The following is a 17,715-nucleotide window of genomic DNA, read 5'->3' on the forward strand; positions in this document are numbered from 1 at the left end:
TGGAACTTCAAAGAAGTTCGCTGACGTCCGTACTCACCTAAGGAAAGTTTTTTATATGACTTTTTCTTCAATCTGAAAGTGCTAAGATTTTCATCTTAGCACTTTTACGCTTATCGATTTTGTGCATACTCGATCATATCGTATGGAAGAGTATTGGCACTTTCTCTTAGGGAGTAGCTTTCTAATTCATTGACATTTTGACGCATGCGACGCGCTTGCTTGGCGGTAATCAGGTGTTGCGCTTCGTATTCAAAAATAATCTTACGCTCCAAATAATAGCCTCTCAACATTTCATCGATATTATTTGGTTTCACCCGGTTAATAACCCGCTCCACAAAGGCTCCACTAGTAATAATGGCTGTCTCTCTCAGACGAGATTCTTGCAGGTAAGAGATCAAACTGCTCCGATAAACCCCTTTGAGGTCTTCCAAACTTTCAATGATGATTTCCGTATTGGCCAAATAAAGGGCCGCAATCTGGTCATAATCAATGGCTTCTAACTTTCTATCTTCTCGGTTCCACCAAGTTCGAAAGCCAGAACCTAGTGTTAGGATTTCATGGACCAGCAAACGCAAGATGCGGAAAGAAACCAAGAGGTAGTATGTTAGACGAGACGAAAGGTTGCGATTGACCCGTTGCTCCATATTACGAAGATAGCGTTGGTAGACACGGTAGCCCCGCTCGCGCATCTTTCCTTCTTCGTAGGCTTGTTCCAAGCCGTCACTTTCAATACTCAAAATCAAGAGCTTCAGCTGTTCCCAGTCCTTTTGAATGAGCTTATTTTCTTGGCTTAGAATCAAATTTTCAATCCGACCATGATAGTTATCAATCGCCGCATACAAGGGCCCCTTGTGCTTACTATTCTTTAGGTCTGCTTCTAATTCCATGACGACATCATTTAAAATCGCGATCTGCATCAGGTAGTTATTGGTTTCTTCCTTATCTTCTGATAATTTTGGAAGCACCACTAAGCCAGCAATAAAGCTGACAAGGGTAACTCCTGCCACTAAAAAGAGTAGGACGGGGTATTCTTTTTCGATTTTGGTTGGAATCAAAAGGATCGTCGCAATCGAAACTGTTCCCTTCACACCCGAAAAGGTCAGCAATAAGGCATCTTTCAGATAATTTCTCAATGATTTTTTTAGTCGAACCGTTCGAAACCAATAAAAGAGGTAAACCATGACAAAACGAATTAAAAAGAGCAAGGTTGTCAAAAGAAAGACAGAAAGAACTAAAAGAAGATTGTTGTAAATAGGACTACTTAAGATGGGCTTAGCGATCATTTCTAGTTCCATTCCCAAAATCACAAAGACTGACCCATTTAAGATAAAGTTGACCGTATTCCAGACGGTATGGCTCACAGTATCCACTCGGGCTTCAAGAAGGGTAATGTGCTTAAAGCGACTGGCTTTTAGGATCCCTGACACAACCACAGCGATGATACCAGACACATGGAGTTCTTCTGCTAAGAAAAAAGTCAATAACGGGAGACTCAATTCTAATAACAATTCACTGGCAATATCACTAGCGCGAACACTCAAGAGTAAGGTTTGCAGCCAACGGTTCACAAAGGCCGTCAAGATCCCCACTGCAAATCCTCCAATGATGGAGATTCCTAAGGAAATCCCTGCTTCTCCAAGGGAGAAACTTCCGGTCGCAAGGGCTGCCAAGGCCACTCGAAAGGCAACTAGACCTGAGGCATCATTTAGTAACCCTTCTCCTTTTAAGATATTCGAAACCCGCTTTGGAAAGGTAAAGCGCTCAGACAGGGAAGCAAAAGCTACTAAGTCTGTTGGACCTAGAGCTGCCCCTACGGCCATACAGGCTGCTAAAGGAAGGCTCAGCCACAAGGAGTGAGCTGCCCAGCCCAAACTAATGGTTGAGATAAAAATCACTGGGAAAATCAAATAGAGGATGACCCGCCAGTGCTTTAAGACGGAAGTAATATCTGCTTCTTCTGCCTCTCGAAATAAAAGAGGGCCAATGACCAAGGCCAGAAAAAGCTCAGTATCCAGATGAAAATTTTCTTCTGGCACAAAGAGGGCCCAAACGATCCCTAGTAAGATTTGAATCAAGGGCAGAGGAAGGTTCGGCACAAGTTTATTCGTGGCATTTGAGACGATCAAAATCATCGAAAAGATCACTGCATAAAGGAGTAGTTCCATATCACTCCCTCCCTAGCGTTCTTGGCAGCAGGTCTCAAATTGCTGTTTTAACTCCGCAATCTTTTGGTCTGTCTTGGTTACATCCTTGTGCTCAATCTTCTTTTGGCACCGTTCCATCTCAAGCGAAACCAATTTCTTTTTTATTTTAAGCATCTTTTTAGTCATATGAGCTTCATCATAAAAACCTATTGCACGCTCGTGGATGGTTGATTCGACAAAATGGTGTCTCAATCCTTCGATTTTATTCTTTAAATATTCTTTATCCATGACGGTAGCTTTCTAATTTTTCGATCATGACCAAAAACGGTGGCTGATTCACTTGATTCAGTGTCCGGTAGATGGTCGCTGTATAGTCTTTTTGTGGGAGCTGGCTGACAAAGTCCAGCACTGCATCGCGCTCGATGTCTCCCCCTTCATGACCATAATAGATCATAATAGCCATTCGTCCACCTTTTTCTAGGCGAGCACAGATTTTTTCCATCGCTTCAATAGTGGTAGCTGGAAGAGTAATCACCGATTTATCCGCAGATGGCAGATACCCCAGATTGAAAATAGCTGCTTTGAGGGTCTCCACATATTGGTCCACATGCTGGTGACCATCCAAAATCAACCGGACATGCTGAAGTCCCAACTTTTCCAATCTTTCTTGGGTATTTACAAGGGCCTGTTCTTGAATATCAAAGGCATAGACCTGGCCTGCTAGTTTGGCTAAAAAGGCCGTATCATGTCCATTTCCCATGGTGGCATCTACCACGACATCTTCTTTGGTGATGACTTCTGCTAAAAATTGATGGGCCATTTCAAGCGGTCGTAACATCAGCACTCTCCTTTTCTTCTAGCTTACATCCTTGGGTACTTCCACGACGACGCATTTCAATTTCAATAGCGTTTAGGACTTCCCATTTGTTGAGGCTCCACATAGGGCCAATCAACATATCCCGTGGTGCGTCCCCTGTAATCCGATGGATGACGATATGTTTGGGGATAATCTCCAACTGGTCACAGATGACCTTGACATATTCTTCCTGGCTCATGAGTTGGAGGCGCCCTTCATGATAGTCTCGTTGCATGCGTGTATTGGTCATCAAATGCAAGAGATGCAACTTGATGCCATCAATTTCATTATCGGTCACACAACGGCGAACATTTTCCACCATCATCTCATGTGTTTCCCCTGGAAGGCCATTGATCAAATGAGATACGATCTCAGCCTTAGGCACCTGTTGGCGAATCCGCTTGACTGTTTCAACGTAGAGGTCATAACTATGGGCCCGATTGATTAATTGAGACGTCGCTTCATAAGTCGTCTGAAGCCCCAGCTCAATCGTCACATGCATGCGCTCGGTCAGCTCTGCTAGATAGGCCAAGGTATCATCTGGTAAACAATCCGGACGCGTACCGATGTTGATTCCTACTACTCCTGGTTCATTGATGGCCTGCTCATAACGCTCTCGAATGACGTCCACCTTATCATGGGTATTGGTGAAATTTTGAAAATAGACCAGGTACTTCTTCACATCCGGCCATTTCCGATGCATAAAATCAATCTCTTTGTAAAATTGTTCTCGAATCGGAGCTTCTGGGGCCACAATGGCATCTCCTGAACCTGAGACCGTGCAAAAAGTACAGCCACCATGGGCGACTGTTCCGTCACGATTAGGACAATCAAAGCCTGCATCAATAGGGACTTTAAAGGTCTTTTCTCCAAATAAGGTTCGATAATAATCATTCAAGGTATTGTAGGATTTCATACCCTTCATTATAGCAAAAAAAGAGTCGAACTCAAAACACGAGTCCAACTCCTAGTTGTTAGTTATTTTTGCTTCCCTGTAAAGCGCCATTGAAACCGCAAGCGATCGTACAAGGGGTACTCAAATTGCAAGACAGCAAGGCCCAAAATCATACTGCCAAGAACGTCTGATGGATAGTGGACCCCGACATAAATACGGGAGACCACAATGGTCACAATTCCCAGAACCAGCAAGCCTTGAAGACAATAGCGGGCAGTTTTATGTTTTAAATGCTGGTAGATAATAATGATTAAGCTTCCCAAAACAAGGGTAGACGCCAGTGAATGACCACTCGGGAAAGAAAAGCCTTTTTCCTCTACTAGATGAAGAATACTTGGTCTCGGTCTCTGGTAGATATTCTTTAGAAGAAGAACCAAAAGACCAGTCAATACCAGATTGCTCCCCAGAAAGAGGGCTTCGCTGTACCATTTCTTACAGGCAAAGACAGCTAGCAAAAGACCCACCCAGATGACAATGATCTTGGTATCCATGACATGGGTTACCTTGGTAAAGAAGGCTGTCAGTGGTGCAGGCAGATCGCCTCGAATAGTAGATTGAAGCGCGCTGTCAAAGCCCGTTAATTGTTGCGGGTAGAAACGAATCACATACCCGAGAATGACAAAAATGAGAAGGGCGAAGCTTGCCTTCGCCCAATGTTGTTGTTTATTTTTCATATTTTTTCAAAATCGGTTGCAAAAGAGTGTAGATCAATCCAAATGCGATGGCCCAAATCACTCCTTCGATCAGGTTAAACGGTGCAACCATTGCGGCTAAATAGTGGACAAGCCCTAGTGTTTTCGAAATATCATAGTTCATAAAGCGAGCATACAAAGGGATTGCATAGACATAGTTCACCAATACCATCGTGATACTCAAGCTGATCGTTCCAATAATCGTAGCTAGGACAAATCGGCCATGGGTCCGTTCCTTGTTCCAAATCCATGCAAAAGCAAGAACAAAAACAAGAACTCCAATGATATTGATTGGTAGTCCGATCAAGGTTTCAAGCCCCTTATTATTAAGAGCTAATTTAAGAACAGATCGGATCAAGGTCACCCAAACAGCACTTTTAAAATCCAACAAGACCAAAGCCAACAAAATGGCGATGATACTCAAATCAATTTTGAAGAAATCTATCAAGAAAGAAAATTGATAGAACATCAAAATAAAAGATAATGCGGATAAAACAGCCACTAGGGTCAGTTTACGTGTATTTGTCATAACAGGTTCCTCCAATTTTTTAAAAATTAGAGAAGCTGGAAAGACGTCTACCCCATCATTCTACTCTAAACTATTTAAACAAAGCTTAAACTAGAGAACATTCTAGTCACTTTAGCTGGTCCCCATTGAAAATACCGCTAGTCAATCATAGCACCTAACGTCTTATTCCTATGCATCAGCTCTAAACAGATCAGAATAGCTGTCAGTCTATTCGTCTCTCGTCTTCTCCCATCCAGACTATACTGTCGGTTGTGGAGTCACACCACATCAGCTTGCGCTCGCGGACTTCTTTTAGAGTATGGAAATGGAGATTTTTCTTTTAAACGATACGACAAGCTGTGGTCATAACTTCTCGTTAAGCAAAGCTTGGCAACAAAGTATAAAAGGAAAAGAACATTTCCTAGTAAAAGTCACCGCCGGTCGGGAATCTCACCCTGCCCTGAAGACTTCTTAATCATAACAAAAAAAACTTGCCAAGGCAAGTTTTTGTAACTTGATAGATTACACCGTTCGTCTTTTAATTTTTCGTTCTTATTTGAGCTTGTCATGCTCATAACGATGGCTCAACTCCAGCCCCTTAAAACCTTGCTGGCGGAGCGCCTCATAAACAATCATGCAGACGGTATTGGAGACATTTAAACTACGGACATGCTCATCATTCATCGGAATGCGAATGGCCTTCTCTTCGTGCTGGCGCATAAAATCTTCCGGCAAACCTTTATCCTCGCGTCCAAACAAGAAATAATGGGACTTCCCATCCTGATAAGAAACGTCCGAATAGGTCTGATTTGCAAACTTGGACACTAAGTGCACCTGACCGTCGCTCGCTGCTTCCATAAACTCTTCTAGGCTATCATAAAAACGGACATCCAGCTTGTCCCAATAATCGAGTCCTGCTCGCTTCATTTTGCGATCATCGATCGGAAAAGCCATGGGGCGAATGATATGCAAGGGAGAATTAGTCGCCGCACAAGTCCGTGCAATATTTCCCGTATTTTGTGGAATCTGAGGTTGGAACAAGACGATGTGATTTTGAGCCGCTGACTCTTGGTAGTCTAGTTCTTCAATATTCATACTCGATCTCTTTCTGATAAAAAAATAGCCACACTGCCCGGAGTCAAGCTCAGCAAACAGCGTGGTTACAGCTTCATTAACTTAACTCACAACAGGTTTGAGGTAAATCAACGAAGGTACTTTTTAAGTATATCACTTTTGAAGCTCCTGTCAATAGTTTTTTTAGATTTTTTTAAGAAACTTTATCAAAGTTTTCGATCCCTCCTCATTCTTCTATTTTGACAATTTTTCCCACTTGTTCTTAGCTTGGTAAGATTCCTCCAGAAAGTCCTTAAAATAGATGAATTTTTCTTGAAAATAGAGTATGATAGAAGCATACTCTGGAGGTAATCTATGAAAATTATTGTTGTTGGTGGAGGAAAGGTCGGAACGGCCCTTTGTCGTTCCCTCGTTGCTGAAAACCACGATGTTATTTTGATCGAAAAAGACGAATCCGTTCTTAACCATATTACCAAACGGTTTGATATCATTGGAATTTTAGGAAATGGGGCAAACTTCAAGATCTTGGAGCAAGCAGATGTTGAAGACTGCGACATCTTCATTTCCATGACCGAGTACGACGAGGTTAACATGGTCTCTGCTGTTTTGGCTAAAAAAATGGGAGCCAAAGAGACTATCGTTCGGGTGCGGAATCCGGAATATTCCAATTCCTACTTCAAGGAAAAAAATATCTTGGGCTTCTCCCTAGTCGTCAATCCGGAATTGCTGACAGCTCGCTATATTGCCAATATCATTGACTTCCCAAATGCCCTTTCTGTGGAGCATTTTGCCAATGGTCGGGTAGCCTTGATGGAATTTAAGATCAAGCCAGATAGCAATCTCTGCAATATGAGTCTATCCCAATTCCGGAAGAAATACGGAAATGTCATTGTTTGTGCAATCGAGCGTGGCAACGAACTCACCATTCCAAACGGAGACTTTGTCTTACAACCTCAAGACAAGATTTTCGTAACAGGTAATCGGATCGAGGTCGTTCTCTTCCACAACAATGTTCGCCCTCAGGTCATTAAAAGCATGATGATCATTGGTGCTGGAAAAATTGCCTACTACTTACTCAATATTCTTCAAGATGTGCGCCGCAAGATCGATCTCAAGGTCTTAGAGGTCAATCGCGAACGGGCGGAATTCTTTAGTCAGGAATTTCCTGATCTCTATGTCGTCCATGGAGACGGAACTGCTAAAGACATTCTTTTAGAAGAGAGTGCCAATAACTTCGATGCTGTGGCTACTTTGACAGGGGTCGATGAAGAAAACATCATCACCTCCATGTTCTTAAATTCTGTCGGAGTCAAAAAGAACATTACCAAGGTCAACCGAACTAGTCTGTTGGAGATCATTGGCGATCAAGATATGACCAGTATCGTTACGCCAAAACGCATCGCTGTAGATACCATTATGCACTTTATTCGTGGACGCTACAATGCACAGTTCTCAAACCTAGAAGCCTTGCACCATGTCGCAAACGGCCGGATTGAAACCTTGCAGTTCCAAATTAAGGAAGACAATAAACTAACCCAATATCCCCTCTCTGAATTGAAATTGAAAAAAGGCGTCTTGATCGCTGCCATTATTCGAGACGGCAAAGCTATTTTCCCAAATGGAGATGACCGTTTGATGGTAGGAGATCGGATTATCGTAACCACCTTGATTCAAAATGTCACAAAAATCTACGATCTACTTGAGAGGTAAGCCTGATGAATAGAAGCATGATTCGTTACCTCTTGTCCAAGCTCCTCTTAATCGAGGCAGCTCTCCTGATCGTTCCCTTAGTCGTCGCTACGATCTATCAGGAACCTGCCAAGGTCTTTGTCTCTATTGGGGCAACCATGGCCATCTTACTTGGGCTGGGGCTACTTGGTAGTTTTCACAAACCAAAGGACTTTCACATTTATGCTAAAGAAGGAGTCCTGATTGTAGCCCTCTGTTGGATCCTCTGGTCCTTCTTTGGCGCCCTTCCCTTTGTCTTTTCGGGACAAATTCCCAACATTATCGATGCCTTCTTTGAAGTCAGCTCTGGCTTTACAACAACAGGGGCAACGATATTAGATGATGTGGGTGTCCTCACCCATTCTCTCCTCTTTTGGCGCAGTTTTACCCACTTGATTGGGGGGATGGGAGTATTGGTCTTCGCCCTTGCAATTATGGACAATAACAAGAACAGCCACCTTGAAGTCATGAAGGCAGAAGTTCCTGGTCCAGTTTTTGGGAAGGTCGTTTCCAAATTAAAAAACACAGCTCAAATCCTCTACTTCTTGTACTTGGGCTTGTTCTTCCTTTTTGTGGTTCTTTATTTCCTTGCCGGCATGCCCCTTTATGATAGTTTTGTCATCGCCATGGGGACGGCTGGAACCGGGGGCTTTACCGTTTTTAACGACGGAATTGCCCACTACAATAGTAGTTTAATCACCTATTTGGTCAGTATCGGGGTTTTAGTCTTCGGGGTTAACTTTAACCTCTACTACTTCCTCATGATCCGAAAATTCAAGGCCTTCTTTAAAGATGAGGAATTGCGGACCTATATCACCATCGTCCTCGTGTCCAGTGTCTTGATCGCTTACAATGTCCTTCATCTCTATGCCAATGTCGCTAAGAGTTTTGAAATTTCTTTCTTCCAAGTTTCCAATATCATCACCACTACCGGTTTTGGTTATGGAACGACGGAAAAATGGCCTCTCTTTTCTCAGTTCATCCTCTTGATGCTGATGGTCATCGGTGGTTCTGCTGGATCGACCGCTGGGGGCCTTAAAGTCATTCGGTGCTTGACCTTATGGCGAATCGCAAAAAATCAGGTTCTTTCGACCTTGTCTCCGAATCGCGTTCTAACCTTGCATGTCAATGATACGGTATTAGATAAGGATACACAGCATCAGATCCTCAAGTACTTTACAATATACAGTTTTATCACGATCGGCTTACTCTTTGTAGTCAGTCTAGACAATAATAACTTCATGACGGTTGTCAGTGCTGTCTTTAGTTGTTTCAACAACATTGGACCTATGATTGGAACAGGTCAAACCTTTTCCATCTTTAGTCCGATTTCAAAACTATTACTTTCCTTAGCCATGATTGCCGGACGGCTTGAAATCTATCCAATGATTCTTCTCTTCCTCCCTAAAACATGGTCTAAACGCTGATAGACAACTCTAGTACAAAATCAACGAGAGTGGGACAGAAATCGGTAATTCGTTAGAATTCGATTTCGTCGTCCCACCTCCGCACAGTTGAGTAGGGCTGTAAAAGCTGATGAAATTAGCGTAGTAGAGCCCACTCAACCACTGCGTCTTGCTCGACAATCCAAAAATAATTGAGAGGCTAGGACTTTTGTCCCAGCCTCGTTTCTGTTTATTTGCGATCGTCCTATTTTGATTCTTCATTTCGCTTCAGACTAAAATGGTCTGGCAAGGGGTCCGGTCCTGCTTTGGTTCCAGGATGGCAACGTAGAATCCTCGCAATCCCCATCAAGACACCTTTCACACCAAAACGTTCAATCGCTTGGATCATATAATTGGAACAGGTCGGTTGAAAGCGACAAGAAGGCGAAAATAGGGGAGAAATCCATTTTTGATAGCCTCTGACCAGCGCAATCAGGATTATTTTCATGCTTTTTTAGATTTAGTCACTGCTAGATTGTGCAACTGGCTGATTTCTTTTTTATTCAAGCGACGGTATTCACCCGGACGTAGTCCTGAGACGTCCAAATTTCCAAATTGGATCCGAGAGAGTTTATCCACTAAAAGTCCCACAGCTTCAAACATCTTTTTAACCTGGTGGTTACGCCCTTCATGAATGGTCAACTGAACCACTGAACGGTTCTTTTCGACATCCACTTTTAAGATCTCGTAAGTCGCTGGCTTGGTTTTCTTTCCATCAATGGTCACCCCTCGCGTCAAGGGACGCAAGTTTTCCTTATTGGCAATCCCTTTGACACGCGCCACATAGACCTTATCAATTTCATTGCGCGGGTGAATCATCTCATCTGTAAAATCACCATCATTGGTCAAAATCAAGACACCAGATGTATCCCAGTCCAAACGTCCCACTGGGTAGATGCGCTCTGGTACTTGAGATAAAAGGTCAACGACTGTTGTCCGCCCTTTATCATCTGATACACTAGAGATGACGCCACGTGGCTTATTTAAAAGATAATAGACCTTTTCTTCGTTATAGATTGGAGTCCCTTCTACTTCAACCTGATCACCGGTTTTAATGATAGTCGCTAATTCACGCACAACTTGGCCATTGACCGTCACCAAGCCTTGCTTGATCAGTTCTTCGGCCTTGCGACGACTAGCCACGCCTGCATGGGCAATATATTTGTTAATTCTCATCTAGTTCCTCTGTTCTCTCTGAAAATAATTGACCTTCTTCTGGATCGATGTCCACTTCCTCAACCTTTGGCAATTCCTCCAAATGATTGATCCCCATATAATCCAAAAAATACTCCGTCGTGACATACAAATTAGGACGCCCGAGGACTTCTTTTTTTCCGTCTTCGCGGATCAGATCAAATGACAGTAGTTTGGTAATGGCACCGCTGGAATTGACACCCCGAATATCATCGACCTCCACGCGGGTGATCGGTTGCTTATAAGCAATGATTGACAAGGTTTCGAGGGCAGCCCGAGACAAACTTTGGTTCATGGGCGTTCTAGAATAGTCTCGTAAAACCGAAGCGTAGTCTGCCTTTGTCACCAATTTATAACGGGAAGCTGTCTCCATCAAACACAGACTGGTATCTGTGTCCTCCTGGTATTTTTGGCTTAATTTTTCTAAACTTTGCACCACACCTGTTGGGGGTAAAGAGAGAAGATCTGCGATTTGTCTGGCAGTAATTCCCTCTTCACCCGCTACAAATAAGAGTGCTTCAATTTCAGCTAATTTGCTCATGTTCAATCCTATTTAAGTAAATTTCTCCGAAAGCCGTATCCTGTACCACTGTGACCTCTTGGATCTTGATCAATTCAAGGGTTGCAAGAAATAGGGTAATGACCTCTTGGAGATCCGCTGCTTCTAGAAACAAGTCCTGTAAGAGAACTTGTGAGCGATCGTGGAATCGGTGACGCAGCTGGTCCATCAGATCCTCAATCTTGTATTCATCCTTGACAATGGTTGTATGGTTCTGGCGGAATTCTTCTTTTTTCTTCGTCAATAGTTTTGAGAAAGCCAAGAAGAGATCCACCGTGGTGCGATCATGAAGTAATTCGGTATCGTCATAGACCAATTCCATCTTTGGTTTCGAATAATAGAGGGCGCGCTCCTCGTGCTGCGAGGCCATCAACTCTCCTAATTGCTTGTAAGTACGGTACTCTTCCAATTGAGAAAGGAGGTCCTGCTCGAGATCCTCTGCTTCATCCATCTCCTCTGCAACCTTAGGAAGAAGTCTTCGACTCTTGATCAAGGTTAGTTGACTAGCCATCAGCATGTATTCCCCTGCTACCTCTAGTTTCATCGCCTGGAGAGTCGCCAGATAAGCCAGATACTGTTCGATCACCTCAATCAAGGGGACCTCATAAATATCCATCTGGTATTTAGAGACCAAGTGGAGCAAGAGGTCCAAAGGCCCTTCAAAATCTTTAATTTTAATATCCATTATTTATATTTTTCTAATGTCACCATGGTTTTTAGGCCCAATTCACGCGCAATACTAAAGAGATCCACACCGAGTTCACGTTGTTTCAAAATATATTGCTCACGAATCGATTGCGCCGAAAGGTCTTGATTGCCTTTTTCGATCAAGAAGGCTTCTAATTGTCGGAATCCCCACTGACGGGAGTAGCATTTTCCTTTATTATCAAAGAGATAAATACCATCTAGGAAGAGTTGCAATTCATCCAGTAACGGCTCTGGAACCTTTAAAACCCGTTTTTGGCCATCTTTGCCCACTCGAATGACATGAAAGTCCAGCTGAATATCTTCGACCTTGACTTGGAGGATCTCACTTGGCAATAAGCCCATCTCCAGAATCAACAAGGCCATCAAGCGTCCCTGAGGGTTGGTTGATTTTTCCCAAAAATGGGTCAGATCCAACAATTCCCGATCATGGGTCTTGGCCGGTTGAATTTTAGGCAATACCAAACGATGGTATTCAGAAATAAAGCGTTCTTGATACAAATAATATAAAAATTGGTTGACGGCAGATAATTTTCGTTTTTGAACCGCTGGTTTAAAATCTTTAATCGAAGCTTGGTAAATTCTCAAATTTGTCGGTGTCACTTTTCCATGGATCGACTCAATAAACTGATCCAAATCATAGAAATAGGCAGACTGAGAATTTTCACTTAATTCTTTTTGATCAATAAAACTTGCAATAAATTCTTTCATTTTGGAATCATCTCGTATTCATTTGAAAAATCATGCATGAGCGAATTGATGGCTTTAAGAATCGATTTCCGTGTAATAATCCCTTGGAAATAGCCTTCTTCATCCACCACAGAAAGGAAGGAGTCATCCACTAACTTGTGAAGGACTTCTGTCAAATTGAAGTCTAAGCCGATGACCCCGACCTCCTTCTTTGCAACGTCTACGATATCCATCGAGGCAAAAGTCTCCTCAGGAATCTCGTGTTTCAATTGATAAGATAGAATATCCGTTAGGGAGATCGTCCCCACAAACTTGCGTTCATCCGTCACTACCGGAATACGACTATAGCTAATCTGGCTCAACAACAAGACAGCATGGTCTACATTGTGGTTATCAATCAAGACCGCTAAATTTTTGGCCGGAGTTAAGAACGTTTCTTCCTGCGCCAGCAAGAAACGTTCAAATTCCTTTGCTATCATCTGCTAAACTCCTTTGTCAATTCAGGATACAACTCATGATCTCGCGTATAATACTCTACCTTGAAGTTAGAATCATCTATCTCAATTTTAGCATAGAGACACTCTCGAATCAGACCGCGTGGCTGACTAACGGATCCAGGATTCACAAAGAGGGTTCTTCCTTCCTTCCAAGCATCTGGGATATGAAGGTGGCCGTAAAGACAGATATCTGCTTCTTCCTCTTGGGCCCACAGATCCAATTTTTGAAAACTAAAATTGATCTGGAAGAGATGCCCATGGGTCTGGATGATTCGTGTTGGCCCTAGTTGGGTCACCAAGCGTTCTGGATAGCCATCATAAAAATCCATGTTTCCTTGGACAACGTGAATCCCTTCCCAGACAGGATCATCACTTTTTAGTTCAGAATCCCCATTGTGAAAGATCCCATCGACCTGGCCTAGGTATTTTTCTTTAATAGCTTCAACAATGGAGCGGTCTCCATGCGAGTCACTCATAACGATGATTGTTTGCTTTGCCATGATGGAAATACCTCCAATAACTTTTTAACAGCTAAAGCACGATGCGATTGTGTATTTTTTTCTTCAAGTGTTAATTCCGCAGCAGCACGGCCCGTTTCCCCAACTAAGAAGAGTGGATCATAGCCAAACCCGTTTTCACCCTTAGGTTCAAAATTAATATACCCTGGCCAATCAGCTTCAACCACCAAGCTTTCCTTGCCTGGCCTTGCGACCACCAAGGTCGTATGGAACTGGGCTGAACGGTCTTTCAAGTCAAAGACCATGGCCAATTCGTGCAACAATTTCGCATTATTTTCCGCATCTGTCGCACCAACTCCCGCAAAGCGAGCGGACCAAACTCCTGGTAAGCCACCCAAGATATCTACCTTCAAACCTGAATCATCCGCTAAGACTGTTTTCCCAGTTAGCTCTGCAATGGTTTCAGCTTTTAGGCGGGCATTCTCTTCAAAGGTCATCCCTGTTTCTTCGACTTCTGGAAGCTCTGGATACTGATTGAGGTTTTCCACTTCAAAGCCCAGCTTTTCAAACATGTTACGGAATTCTTTGGTTTTTCCCTCATTTCGAGTCGCAATAAGAATCGTATCTTTGACCTTGTCTTGACCCAAAAAGGCTTCCAAATCCAGCCCATCACTTGGCAAATGCAAATAGAGCAATTTCCCTTTTTCAACCAAGAGCAAGGCTCCTTGACGCTGAATAATTTCAAAAGATCTTCCCTTGACTTCATTCATGATTTCAGTCAAAAAGGTTAGGAAACGAAAGGCTGATCCATAGCGCATCACCGATAGATTGAGAGGAAATCCTTCAGGATCCTTGGCAAAGAGAAGTTCCAGCTGGTCTAAAAGAGTGGAAGCTTCCGCAGGAACTTGACTAAATTGGTTGTAGTCTGCATCTTCTCCCCATTGGGCAATATACCAATCTTGGGAATCTTTGTATTCAAATAGTTTGTCACTCATAAATTTACGTGCTCCACATTCACTGAACGTTCTAGCCATTTTTCGGCAATCGCTGCAAAGCTATTAGCATTTGCAGTGGTATAAAAGCGGTGGGTCTTCTCTAAGAGTTCGCGGCTCTTATTGAGCTCAAAATAGTTTAATAAGACGGAAATATCCCGAACACACTCCGCTCCACTATCAATCAATTTGACATCCGGTCCCATCACATTTTGAATAATCGGTTTTAACAGAGGATAATGGGTACATCCCAAGACTAAGGTATCAACCTTTCCAACTAGTGGTTTTAGGGTTTCGTAAACCACCTTTTTGGTCACACTGGATGCCAATTCGTTTGATTCCACTAAAGGAACAAACTTGGGACAAGCTAAACTGGTGACTTTCATATCTGGTGCCAGACTTTGAATCTTCTCTTTATAAATTCCAGAAGAAACTGTCATCGGTGTCCCAATGACCCCAATTTTTTGATGGGTCGTTGATTTAATGGCTGCAGAAGCTCCGGGCAAGATCACTCCTAAAACAGGAATATCAAGTTTTTCCTTGACTTCTTCCCAAACCACTGCAGTCGCTGTATTACAAGCTAAAACAATCATCTTGACATTTTTGGTCAGAAGGAAGTTCACCATCTGCCAAGTATACTCGCGAATTTGGTCTGCTGGTCTAGGACCATAAGGTGCACGCGCTGAATCTCCAATATAGACGACATCTTCGTGAGGAAGCTGACGGAGCAATTCGCGGACAACAGTCAGGCCCCCTACTCCAGAATCTAAAAAACCAATCGGTCGGTTATCCATATCTCTTCCTTCCAAAAGGAGGGACTAAGAAATTCCTCCAAGCCCCTCTCATTTATTATCGTGAGATTGCCCCACTCTTATTTTTTCTTGTTTTTCGCCATTGCTGATTTTTGTTGAGTCACAATTTGGCGATAGACTTGTTGAACTTTTGCTTCGCTTGGACGTTGTCCGCTGGCACCTAAAAGCGTACGGACTGCTTCAACATTCAAACGGGGGTTTGATGCAAATTCTTTTTCAAATTGACGACGAAGCAAGAACATTCCTGCAACCATCCCACCAAAGAAAGCTAAAATAATCAACAAAATTCCTAAAAAGAGATTCATACAATTTTCTCCGATCCATTATTTTTACATAACTATCATTATATCAGACAATCGCTTATTTTTCAATGTCAAAGCCGTATAGTGTCGCAAGATAATCTTCTGGTTTTTCTGCTCGACGAATCAAACGGGCCTGCCCATCTTCTTGAAGCAAAACTTCTGCAGAACGCAATTTGGCATTGTACTGATACCCCATTGAAAATCCATGTGCTCCGGTATCATGGATCACGAGCAAATCTCCAATCTCCGTCACTGGTAATTCACGTTGTTTAGCAAATTTATCGTTATTTTCACAGAGACTTCCCACGACATCGACCACTTCAGTCGGTCCATCTGGACGATCCATATTGGTAATATGGTGATAAGCACCGTACATAGCCGGTCTCAGAAGGTTCACAGCTGAAGCATCGACACCCACATAGGTCCGGTAGGTTTTCTTTTTATGCGTCACTCTGGTTACCAAAAGACCGTGTGAAGCTAGCATAAAGCGACCAAGTTCGGTATAGATTTTCACATGACCAAGTCCTGCCGGTTTGAGAATCGCATCAAAAACGCGGTGCACGCCTTCCCCAATAATGGCAATATCATTTGGTTCTTGCTCTGGCTTGTAATTGACCCCAACTCCACCAGAGAGGTTGATGAAGCCCAAATGGACACCTGTTTTCTCGACGACTTCCACTGCCAATTCAAAAAGTTGACGCGCTAGCTCTGGATAATAATCGTTGGATACTGTATTAGAAGCTAACAAGGCGTGAATGCCAAACTCTTCCACCCCCAGTTCTTTCAACTCGATAAAGGCTTGGATCAATTGCTCCTTGGTCATTCCAAACTTAGCTTCTTCCGGATTGTCCATAATATCAGTTCCCAGTTCAAAGACTCCACCAGGATTATAGCGACATGAAATGACCTTGGGAATGCTGGTCACAGACTTCAAGAAAGCAATGTCTTCATAGGCATCCAGATTGATGGTTGCCCCTAATTCACGAGCATAGATGAACTCTTCAGCTGGCGTGTTGTTAGAAGAAAACATGATCTCTTTTCCACTAAAGCCAAGTTTATCTGCCATTAACAATTCGACGTAGCTGGCAGTGTCAACTCCACAGCCCTCTTCTTGCAAAATTTTTAGGATCGATGGATTCGGAGTCGCCTTGATGGCAAAGTATTCTTTAAATCCTTCATTCCAAGCAAAAGCTCGATGGAGGGCACGAGCCGTTTCACGAATTCCTGCTTCATCATAGAGATGAAAAGGGGTAGGAAATTCTTGGGTCAGGCTTTCTAATTGTTCACGGGTTACAAAAGGTATTTTCATAAGTACTCATTTCTATTCTGTAGTCACTATAAGTATAGCACAAGTCGGAAGACAAAAAAAGCCGAGGCTATTGCCCCAGCTCAATCTCTCTTTGATTAGTCGTTTCTTCCAAAGATACGAAGAAGGCTGATAAAGAGGTTGATAAAGTCAAGATACAGTTCCAAAGCCATGGCCACTGCCCAGCCTGTCGCAGGTTGACCATTGGTTTGATCATAGACATAGCGGATTTTTTGGTTATCCCAAGCTGTCAATCCTGCAAAGAGGAAGACAGAGATAATACTCAAGATATAATCCATGCCAGAACTTCTCAAGAACATGTTCACAACAGAAGCGATGATCACACCAATCAAGACTCCCATCAAGGCACGTCCCATTCCAGAAAGGTCTTTTTTCACGACGCGTCCGATAGCTCCCATGACAATAAACATCAAGGCACTGACCAAGAAAGCCTTATAAACCGTCGCTTGCATGTAGCGAGCAATGATAAAGCTCAAGGTAAAGCCATTCAAAGCTGAGTAGATCAAGAAGATCGGAAGAGCAGACGGGCTATTTTTAACAGCCTTCCCACTGGCAACAAAGACCAAGATCAATTCTACAACAACTGCTGCGTAGTAAACCATTGGTGCTGTTGTCAAGATTTGAACGAAGAAGTCTTGAAAGACCGTCATCATCAGGCCAGACACAAGGGCTGAAATCCCAACACCAATTCCTACTAATGAATAGATTTTGTTATAAAAAGCATTCAATCCACTTTGTTCTTGGATTACTGAATCATTATACATATAAACAAGTTCC

General features: G+C 43.0%; 21 protein-coding genes and 1 riboswitch. Of the genes, 2 read left to right on the forward strand and 19 right to left on the reverse strand.

The features are described 5' to 3' along the window. Positions 1-110: 110 nt before the first annotated feature. The 7 genes from ADG03_RS04440 to ADG03_RS04470 form a co-directional block, all read right to left on the reverse strand. Complete coding sequence (locus ADG03_RS04440; RefSeq protein WP_049472296.1) at positions 111-2,165, reverse strand: cation:proton antiporter; 2,055 nt, start codon at positions 2,163-2,165, stop codon at positions 111-113. A gap of 12 nt (positions 2,166-2,177) precedes the next feature. After that, the gene (locus ADG03_RS04445) at positions 2,178-2,432 is read right to left on the reverse strand and encodes a hypothetical protein (protein WP_023918874.1); all 255 of its coding nucleotides are present in this window, start codon (positions 2,430-2,432) and stop codon (positions 2,178-2,180) included. Next, a complete protein-coding gene (mnmM, locus tag ADG03_RS04450) occupies positions 2,425-2,982 on the reverse strand; it encodes a tRNA 5-(aminomethyl)-2-thiouridylate-methyltransferase MnmM (RefSeq protein ID WP_049472293.1) in 558 nt (185 codons plus the stop codon). Before mnmM ends, ADG03_RS04445 begins: the two co-directional genes overlap by 8 nt. Beyond that, a complete protein-coding gene (mnmL, locus tag ADG03_RS04455) occupies positions 2,966-3,925 on the reverse strand; it encodes a tRNA modification radical SAM protein MnmL/YtqA (protein WP_152902918.1) in 960 nt (319 codons plus the stop codon). Before mnmL ends, mnmM begins: the two co-directional genes overlap by 17 nt. 53 nt (positions 3,926-3,978) lie before the next feature. Further along, positions 3,979-4,629 carry a phosphatase PAP2 family protein gene (locus ADG03_RS04460; RefSeq protein WP_049472289.1) on the reverse strand — a complete coding sequence of 217 codons (651 nt, stop codon included), beginning with the start codon at positions 4,627-4,629 and terminating at the stop codon, positions 3,979-3,981. Next, entirely contained in the window at positions 4,619-5,191 is a 573-nt protein-coding gene (locus ADG03_RS04465) for an ECF transporter S component (protein WP_480992729.1), read from the reverse strand. The genes ADG03_RS04460 and ADG03_RS04465 overlap by 11 nt, the downstream gene beginning before the upstream one ends. Before the next feature lie 201 nt (positions 5,192-5,392). After that, positions 5,393-5,627: riboswitch (FMN riboswitch) on the reverse strand. A gap of 80 nt (positions 5,628-5,707) precedes the next feature. Beyond that, positions 5,708-6,250 carry a tRNA (cytidine(34)-2'-O)-methyltransferase gene (locus tag ADG03_RS04470; RefSeq protein ID WP_003005113.1) on the reverse strand — a complete coding sequence of 181 codons (543 nt, stop codon included), beginning with the start codon at positions 6,248-6,250 and terminating at the stop codon, positions 5,708-5,710. Positions 6,251-6,583: 333 nt separating this feature from the next. On the opposite strand from ADG03_RS04470, the gene trkA reads away from it, so the two are divergent. Next, a complete protein-coding gene (gene trkA / locus ADG03_RS04475; protein ID WP_003008340.1) occupies positions 6,584-7,939 on the forward strand; it encodes a Trk system potassium transporter TrkA in 1,356 nt (451 codons plus the stop codon). A gap of 5 nt (positions 7,940-7,944) precedes the next feature. After that, positions 7,945-9,384 (forward strand): TrkH family potassium uptake protein, encoded by a 1,440-nt coding sequence (locus ADG03_RS04480; RefSeq protein ID WP_024055210.1) that lies wholly within the window; start codon positions 7,945-7,947, stop codon positions 9,382-9,384. A gap of 223 nt (positions 9,385-9,607) precedes the next feature. On the opposite strand, the gene yidD is transcribed toward ADG03_RS04480, so the two are convergent. The 12 genes from yidD to ADG03_RS04540 all read right to left on the reverse strand — a co-directional run bounded on the left by yidD (position 9,608) and on the right by ADG03_RS04540 (position 17,702). Next, positions 9,608-9,850, reverse strand: a complete 243-nt coding sequence (gene yidD / locus ADG03_RS04485) for a membrane protein insertion efficiency factor YidD (RefSeq protein WP_049472074.1) — start codon at positions 9,848-9,850, stop codon at positions 9,608-9,610. Continuing rightward, the gene (locus ADG03_RS04490; protein WP_049472073.1) at positions 9,847-10,578 is read right to left on the reverse strand and encodes a pseudouridine synthase; all 732 of its coding nucleotides are present in this window, start codon (positions 10,576-10,578) and stop codon (positions 9,847-9,849) included. Before ADG03_RS04490 ends, yidD begins: the two co-directional genes overlap by 4 nt. After that, on the reverse strand, positions 10,568-11,137 hold the full coding sequence (gene scpB, locus ADG03_RS04495; RefSeq protein ID WP_009731504.1) for an SMC-Scp complex subunit ScpB: 570 nt from the start codon (positions 11,135-11,137) through the stop codon (positions 10,568-10,570). The genes ADG03_RS04490 and scpB overlap by 11 nt, the downstream gene beginning before the upstream one ends. Beyond that, positions 11,121-11,840 (reverse strand): segregation/condensation protein A, encoded by a 720-nt coding sequence (locus ADG03_RS04500; protein WP_049472072.1) that lies wholly within the window; start codon positions 11,838-11,840, stop codon positions 11,121-11,123. The genes scpB and ADG03_RS04500 overlap by 17 nt, the downstream gene beginning before the upstream one ends. Then, positions 11,840-12,571 carry a site-specific tyrosine recombinase XerD gene (gene xerD, locus ADG03_RS04505; protein ID WP_049472071.1) on the reverse strand — a complete coding sequence of 244 codons (732 nt, stop codon included), beginning with the start codon at positions 12,569-12,571 and terminating at the stop codon, positions 11,840-11,842. The genes ADG03_RS04500 and xerD overlap by 1 nt, the downstream gene beginning before the upstream one ends. Continuing rightward, complete coding sequence (gene cbpB, locus ADG03_RS04510) at positions 12,568-13,029, reverse strand: cyclic-di-AMP-binding protein CbpB (protein ID WP_045759761.1); 462 nt, start codon at positions 13,027-13,029, stop codon at positions 12,568-12,570. Before cbpB ends, xerD begins: the two co-directional genes overlap by 4 nt. Then, a complete protein-coding gene (locus tag ADG03_RS04515) occupies positions 13,026-13,547 on the reverse strand; it encodes a metallophosphoesterase (protein ID WP_049472070.1) in 522 nt (173 codons plus the stop codon). Before ADG03_RS04515 ends, cbpB begins: the two co-directional genes overlap by 4 nt. Further along, positions 13,520-14,500 (reverse strand): nucleoside-triphosphate diphosphatase, encoded by a 981-nt coding sequence (locus ADG03_RS04520; protein ID WP_049472069.1) that lies wholly within the window; start codon positions 14,498-14,500, stop codon positions 13,520-13,522. The genes ADG03_RS04515 and ADG03_RS04520 overlap by 28 nt, the downstream gene beginning before the upstream one ends. Further along, a complete protein-coding gene (gene racE, locus ADG03_RS04525; RefSeq protein WP_049472068.1) occupies positions 14,497-15,291 on the reverse strand; it encodes a glutamate racemase in 795 nt (264 codons plus the stop codon). Before racE ends, ADG03_RS04520 begins: the two co-directional genes overlap by 4 nt. 77 nt (positions 15,292-15,368) lie before the next feature. Continuing rightward, entirely contained in the window at positions 15,369-15,614 is a 246-nt protein-coding gene (locus ADG03_RS04530; protein WP_013904022.1) for a YneF family protein, read from the reverse strand. 55 nt (positions 15,615-15,669) lie between these two features. Next, positions 15,670-16,920 (reverse strand): diaminopimelate decarboxylase, encoded by a 1,251-nt coding sequence (locus ADG03_RS04535; RefSeq protein WP_049472067.1) that lies wholly within the window; start codon positions 16,918-16,920, stop codon positions 15,670-15,672. 95 nt (positions 16,921-17,015) lie between these two features. Then, positions 17,016-17,702: a Bax inhibitor-1/YccA family protein gene (locus tag ADG03_RS04540; protein ID WP_003008369.1), complete on the reverse strand. Its 687-nt coding sequence runs from the start codon at positions 17,700-17,702 to the stop codon at positions 17,016-17,018. Between the last annotated feature and the right edge of the window lie 13 nt (positions 17,703-17,715).

It is taken from the genome of Streptococcus parasanguinis, assembly GCF_001069785.1.
GTDB lineage: Bacteria > Bacillota > Bacilli > Lactobacillales > Streptococcaceae > Streptococcus > Streptococcus parasanguinis_T.

Coding starts and splice junctions, on each gene's coding strand:
- xerD (WP_049472071.1), bottom strand. CDS start 12,571: ATGAAAGAATTTATTGCAAGTTTTATTGATCAAAAAGAATTAAGTGAA.
- ADG03_RS04490 (WP_049472073.1), bottom strand. CDS start 10,578: ATGAGAATTAACAAATATATTGCCCATGCAGGCGTGGCTAGTCGTCGC.
- ADG03_RS04540 (WP_003008369.1), bottom strand. CDS start 17,702: ATGTATAATGATTCAGTAATCCAAGAACAAAGTGGATTGAATGCTTTT.
- ADG03_RS04520 (WP_049472069.1), bottom strand. CDS start 14,500: ATGAGTGACAAACTATTTGAATACAAAGATTCCCAAGATTGGTATATT.
- ADG03_RS04515 (WP_049472070.1), bottom strand. CDS start 13,547: ATGGCAAAGCAAACAATCATCGTTATGAGTGACTCGCATGGAGACCGC.
- ADG03_RS04460 (WP_049472289.1), bottom strand. CDS start 4,629: ATGAAAAATAAACAACAACATTGGGCGAAGGCAAGCTTCGCCCTTCTC.
- scpB (WP_009731504.1), bottom strand. CDS start 11,137: ATGAGCAAATTAGCTGAAATTGAAGCACTCTTATTTGTAGCGGGTGAA.
- ADG03_RS04440 (WP_049472296.1), bottom strand. CDS start 2,165: ATGGAACTACTCCTTTATGCAGTGATCTTTTCGATGATTTTGATCGTC.
- ADG03_RS04445 (WP_023918874.1), bottom strand. CDS start 2,432: ATGGATAAAGAATATTTAAAGAATAAAATCGAAGGATTGAGACACCAT.
- ADG03_RS04530 (WP_013904022.1), bottom strand. CDS start 15,614: ATGAATCTCTTTTTAGGAATTTTGTTGATTATTTTAGCTTTCTTTGGT.
- cbpB (WP_045759761.1), bottom strand. CDS start 13,029: ATGATAGCAAAGGAATTTGAACGTTTCTTGCTGGCGCAGGAAGAAACG.
- racE (WP_049472068.1), bottom strand. CDS start 15,291: ATGGATAACCGACCGATTGGTTTTTTAGATTCTGGAGTAGGGGGCCTG.
- yidD (WP_049472074.1), bottom strand. CDS start 9,850: ATGAAAATAATCCTGATTGCGCTGGTCAGAGGCTATCAAAAATGGATT.
- mnmM (WP_049472293.1), bottom strand. CDS start 2,982: ATGTTACGACCGCTTGAAATGGCCCATCAATTTTTAGCAGAAGTCATC.
- ADG03_RS04480 (WP_024055210.1), top strand. CDS start 7,945: ATGAATAGAAGCATGATTCGTTACCTCTTGTCCAAGCTCCTCTTAATC.
- ADG03_RS04535 (WP_049472067.1), bottom strand. CDS start 16,920: ATGAAAATACCTTTTGTAACCCGTGAACAATTAGAAAGCCTGACCCAA.
- mnmL (WP_152902918.1), bottom strand. CDS start 3,925: ATGAAGGGTATGAAATCCTACAATACCTTGAATGATTATTATCGAACC.
- trkA (WP_003008340.1), top strand. CDS start 6,584: ATGAAAATTATTGTTGTTGGTGGAGGAAAGGTCGGAACGGCCCTTTGT.
- ADG03_RS04470 (WP_003005113.1), bottom strand. CDS start 6,250: ATGAATATTGAAGAACTAGACTACCAAGAGTCAGCGGCTCAAAATCAC.
- ADG03_RS04500 (WP_049472072.1), bottom strand. CDS start 11,840: ATGGATATTAAAATTAAAGATTTTGAAGGGCCTTTGGACCTCTTGCTC.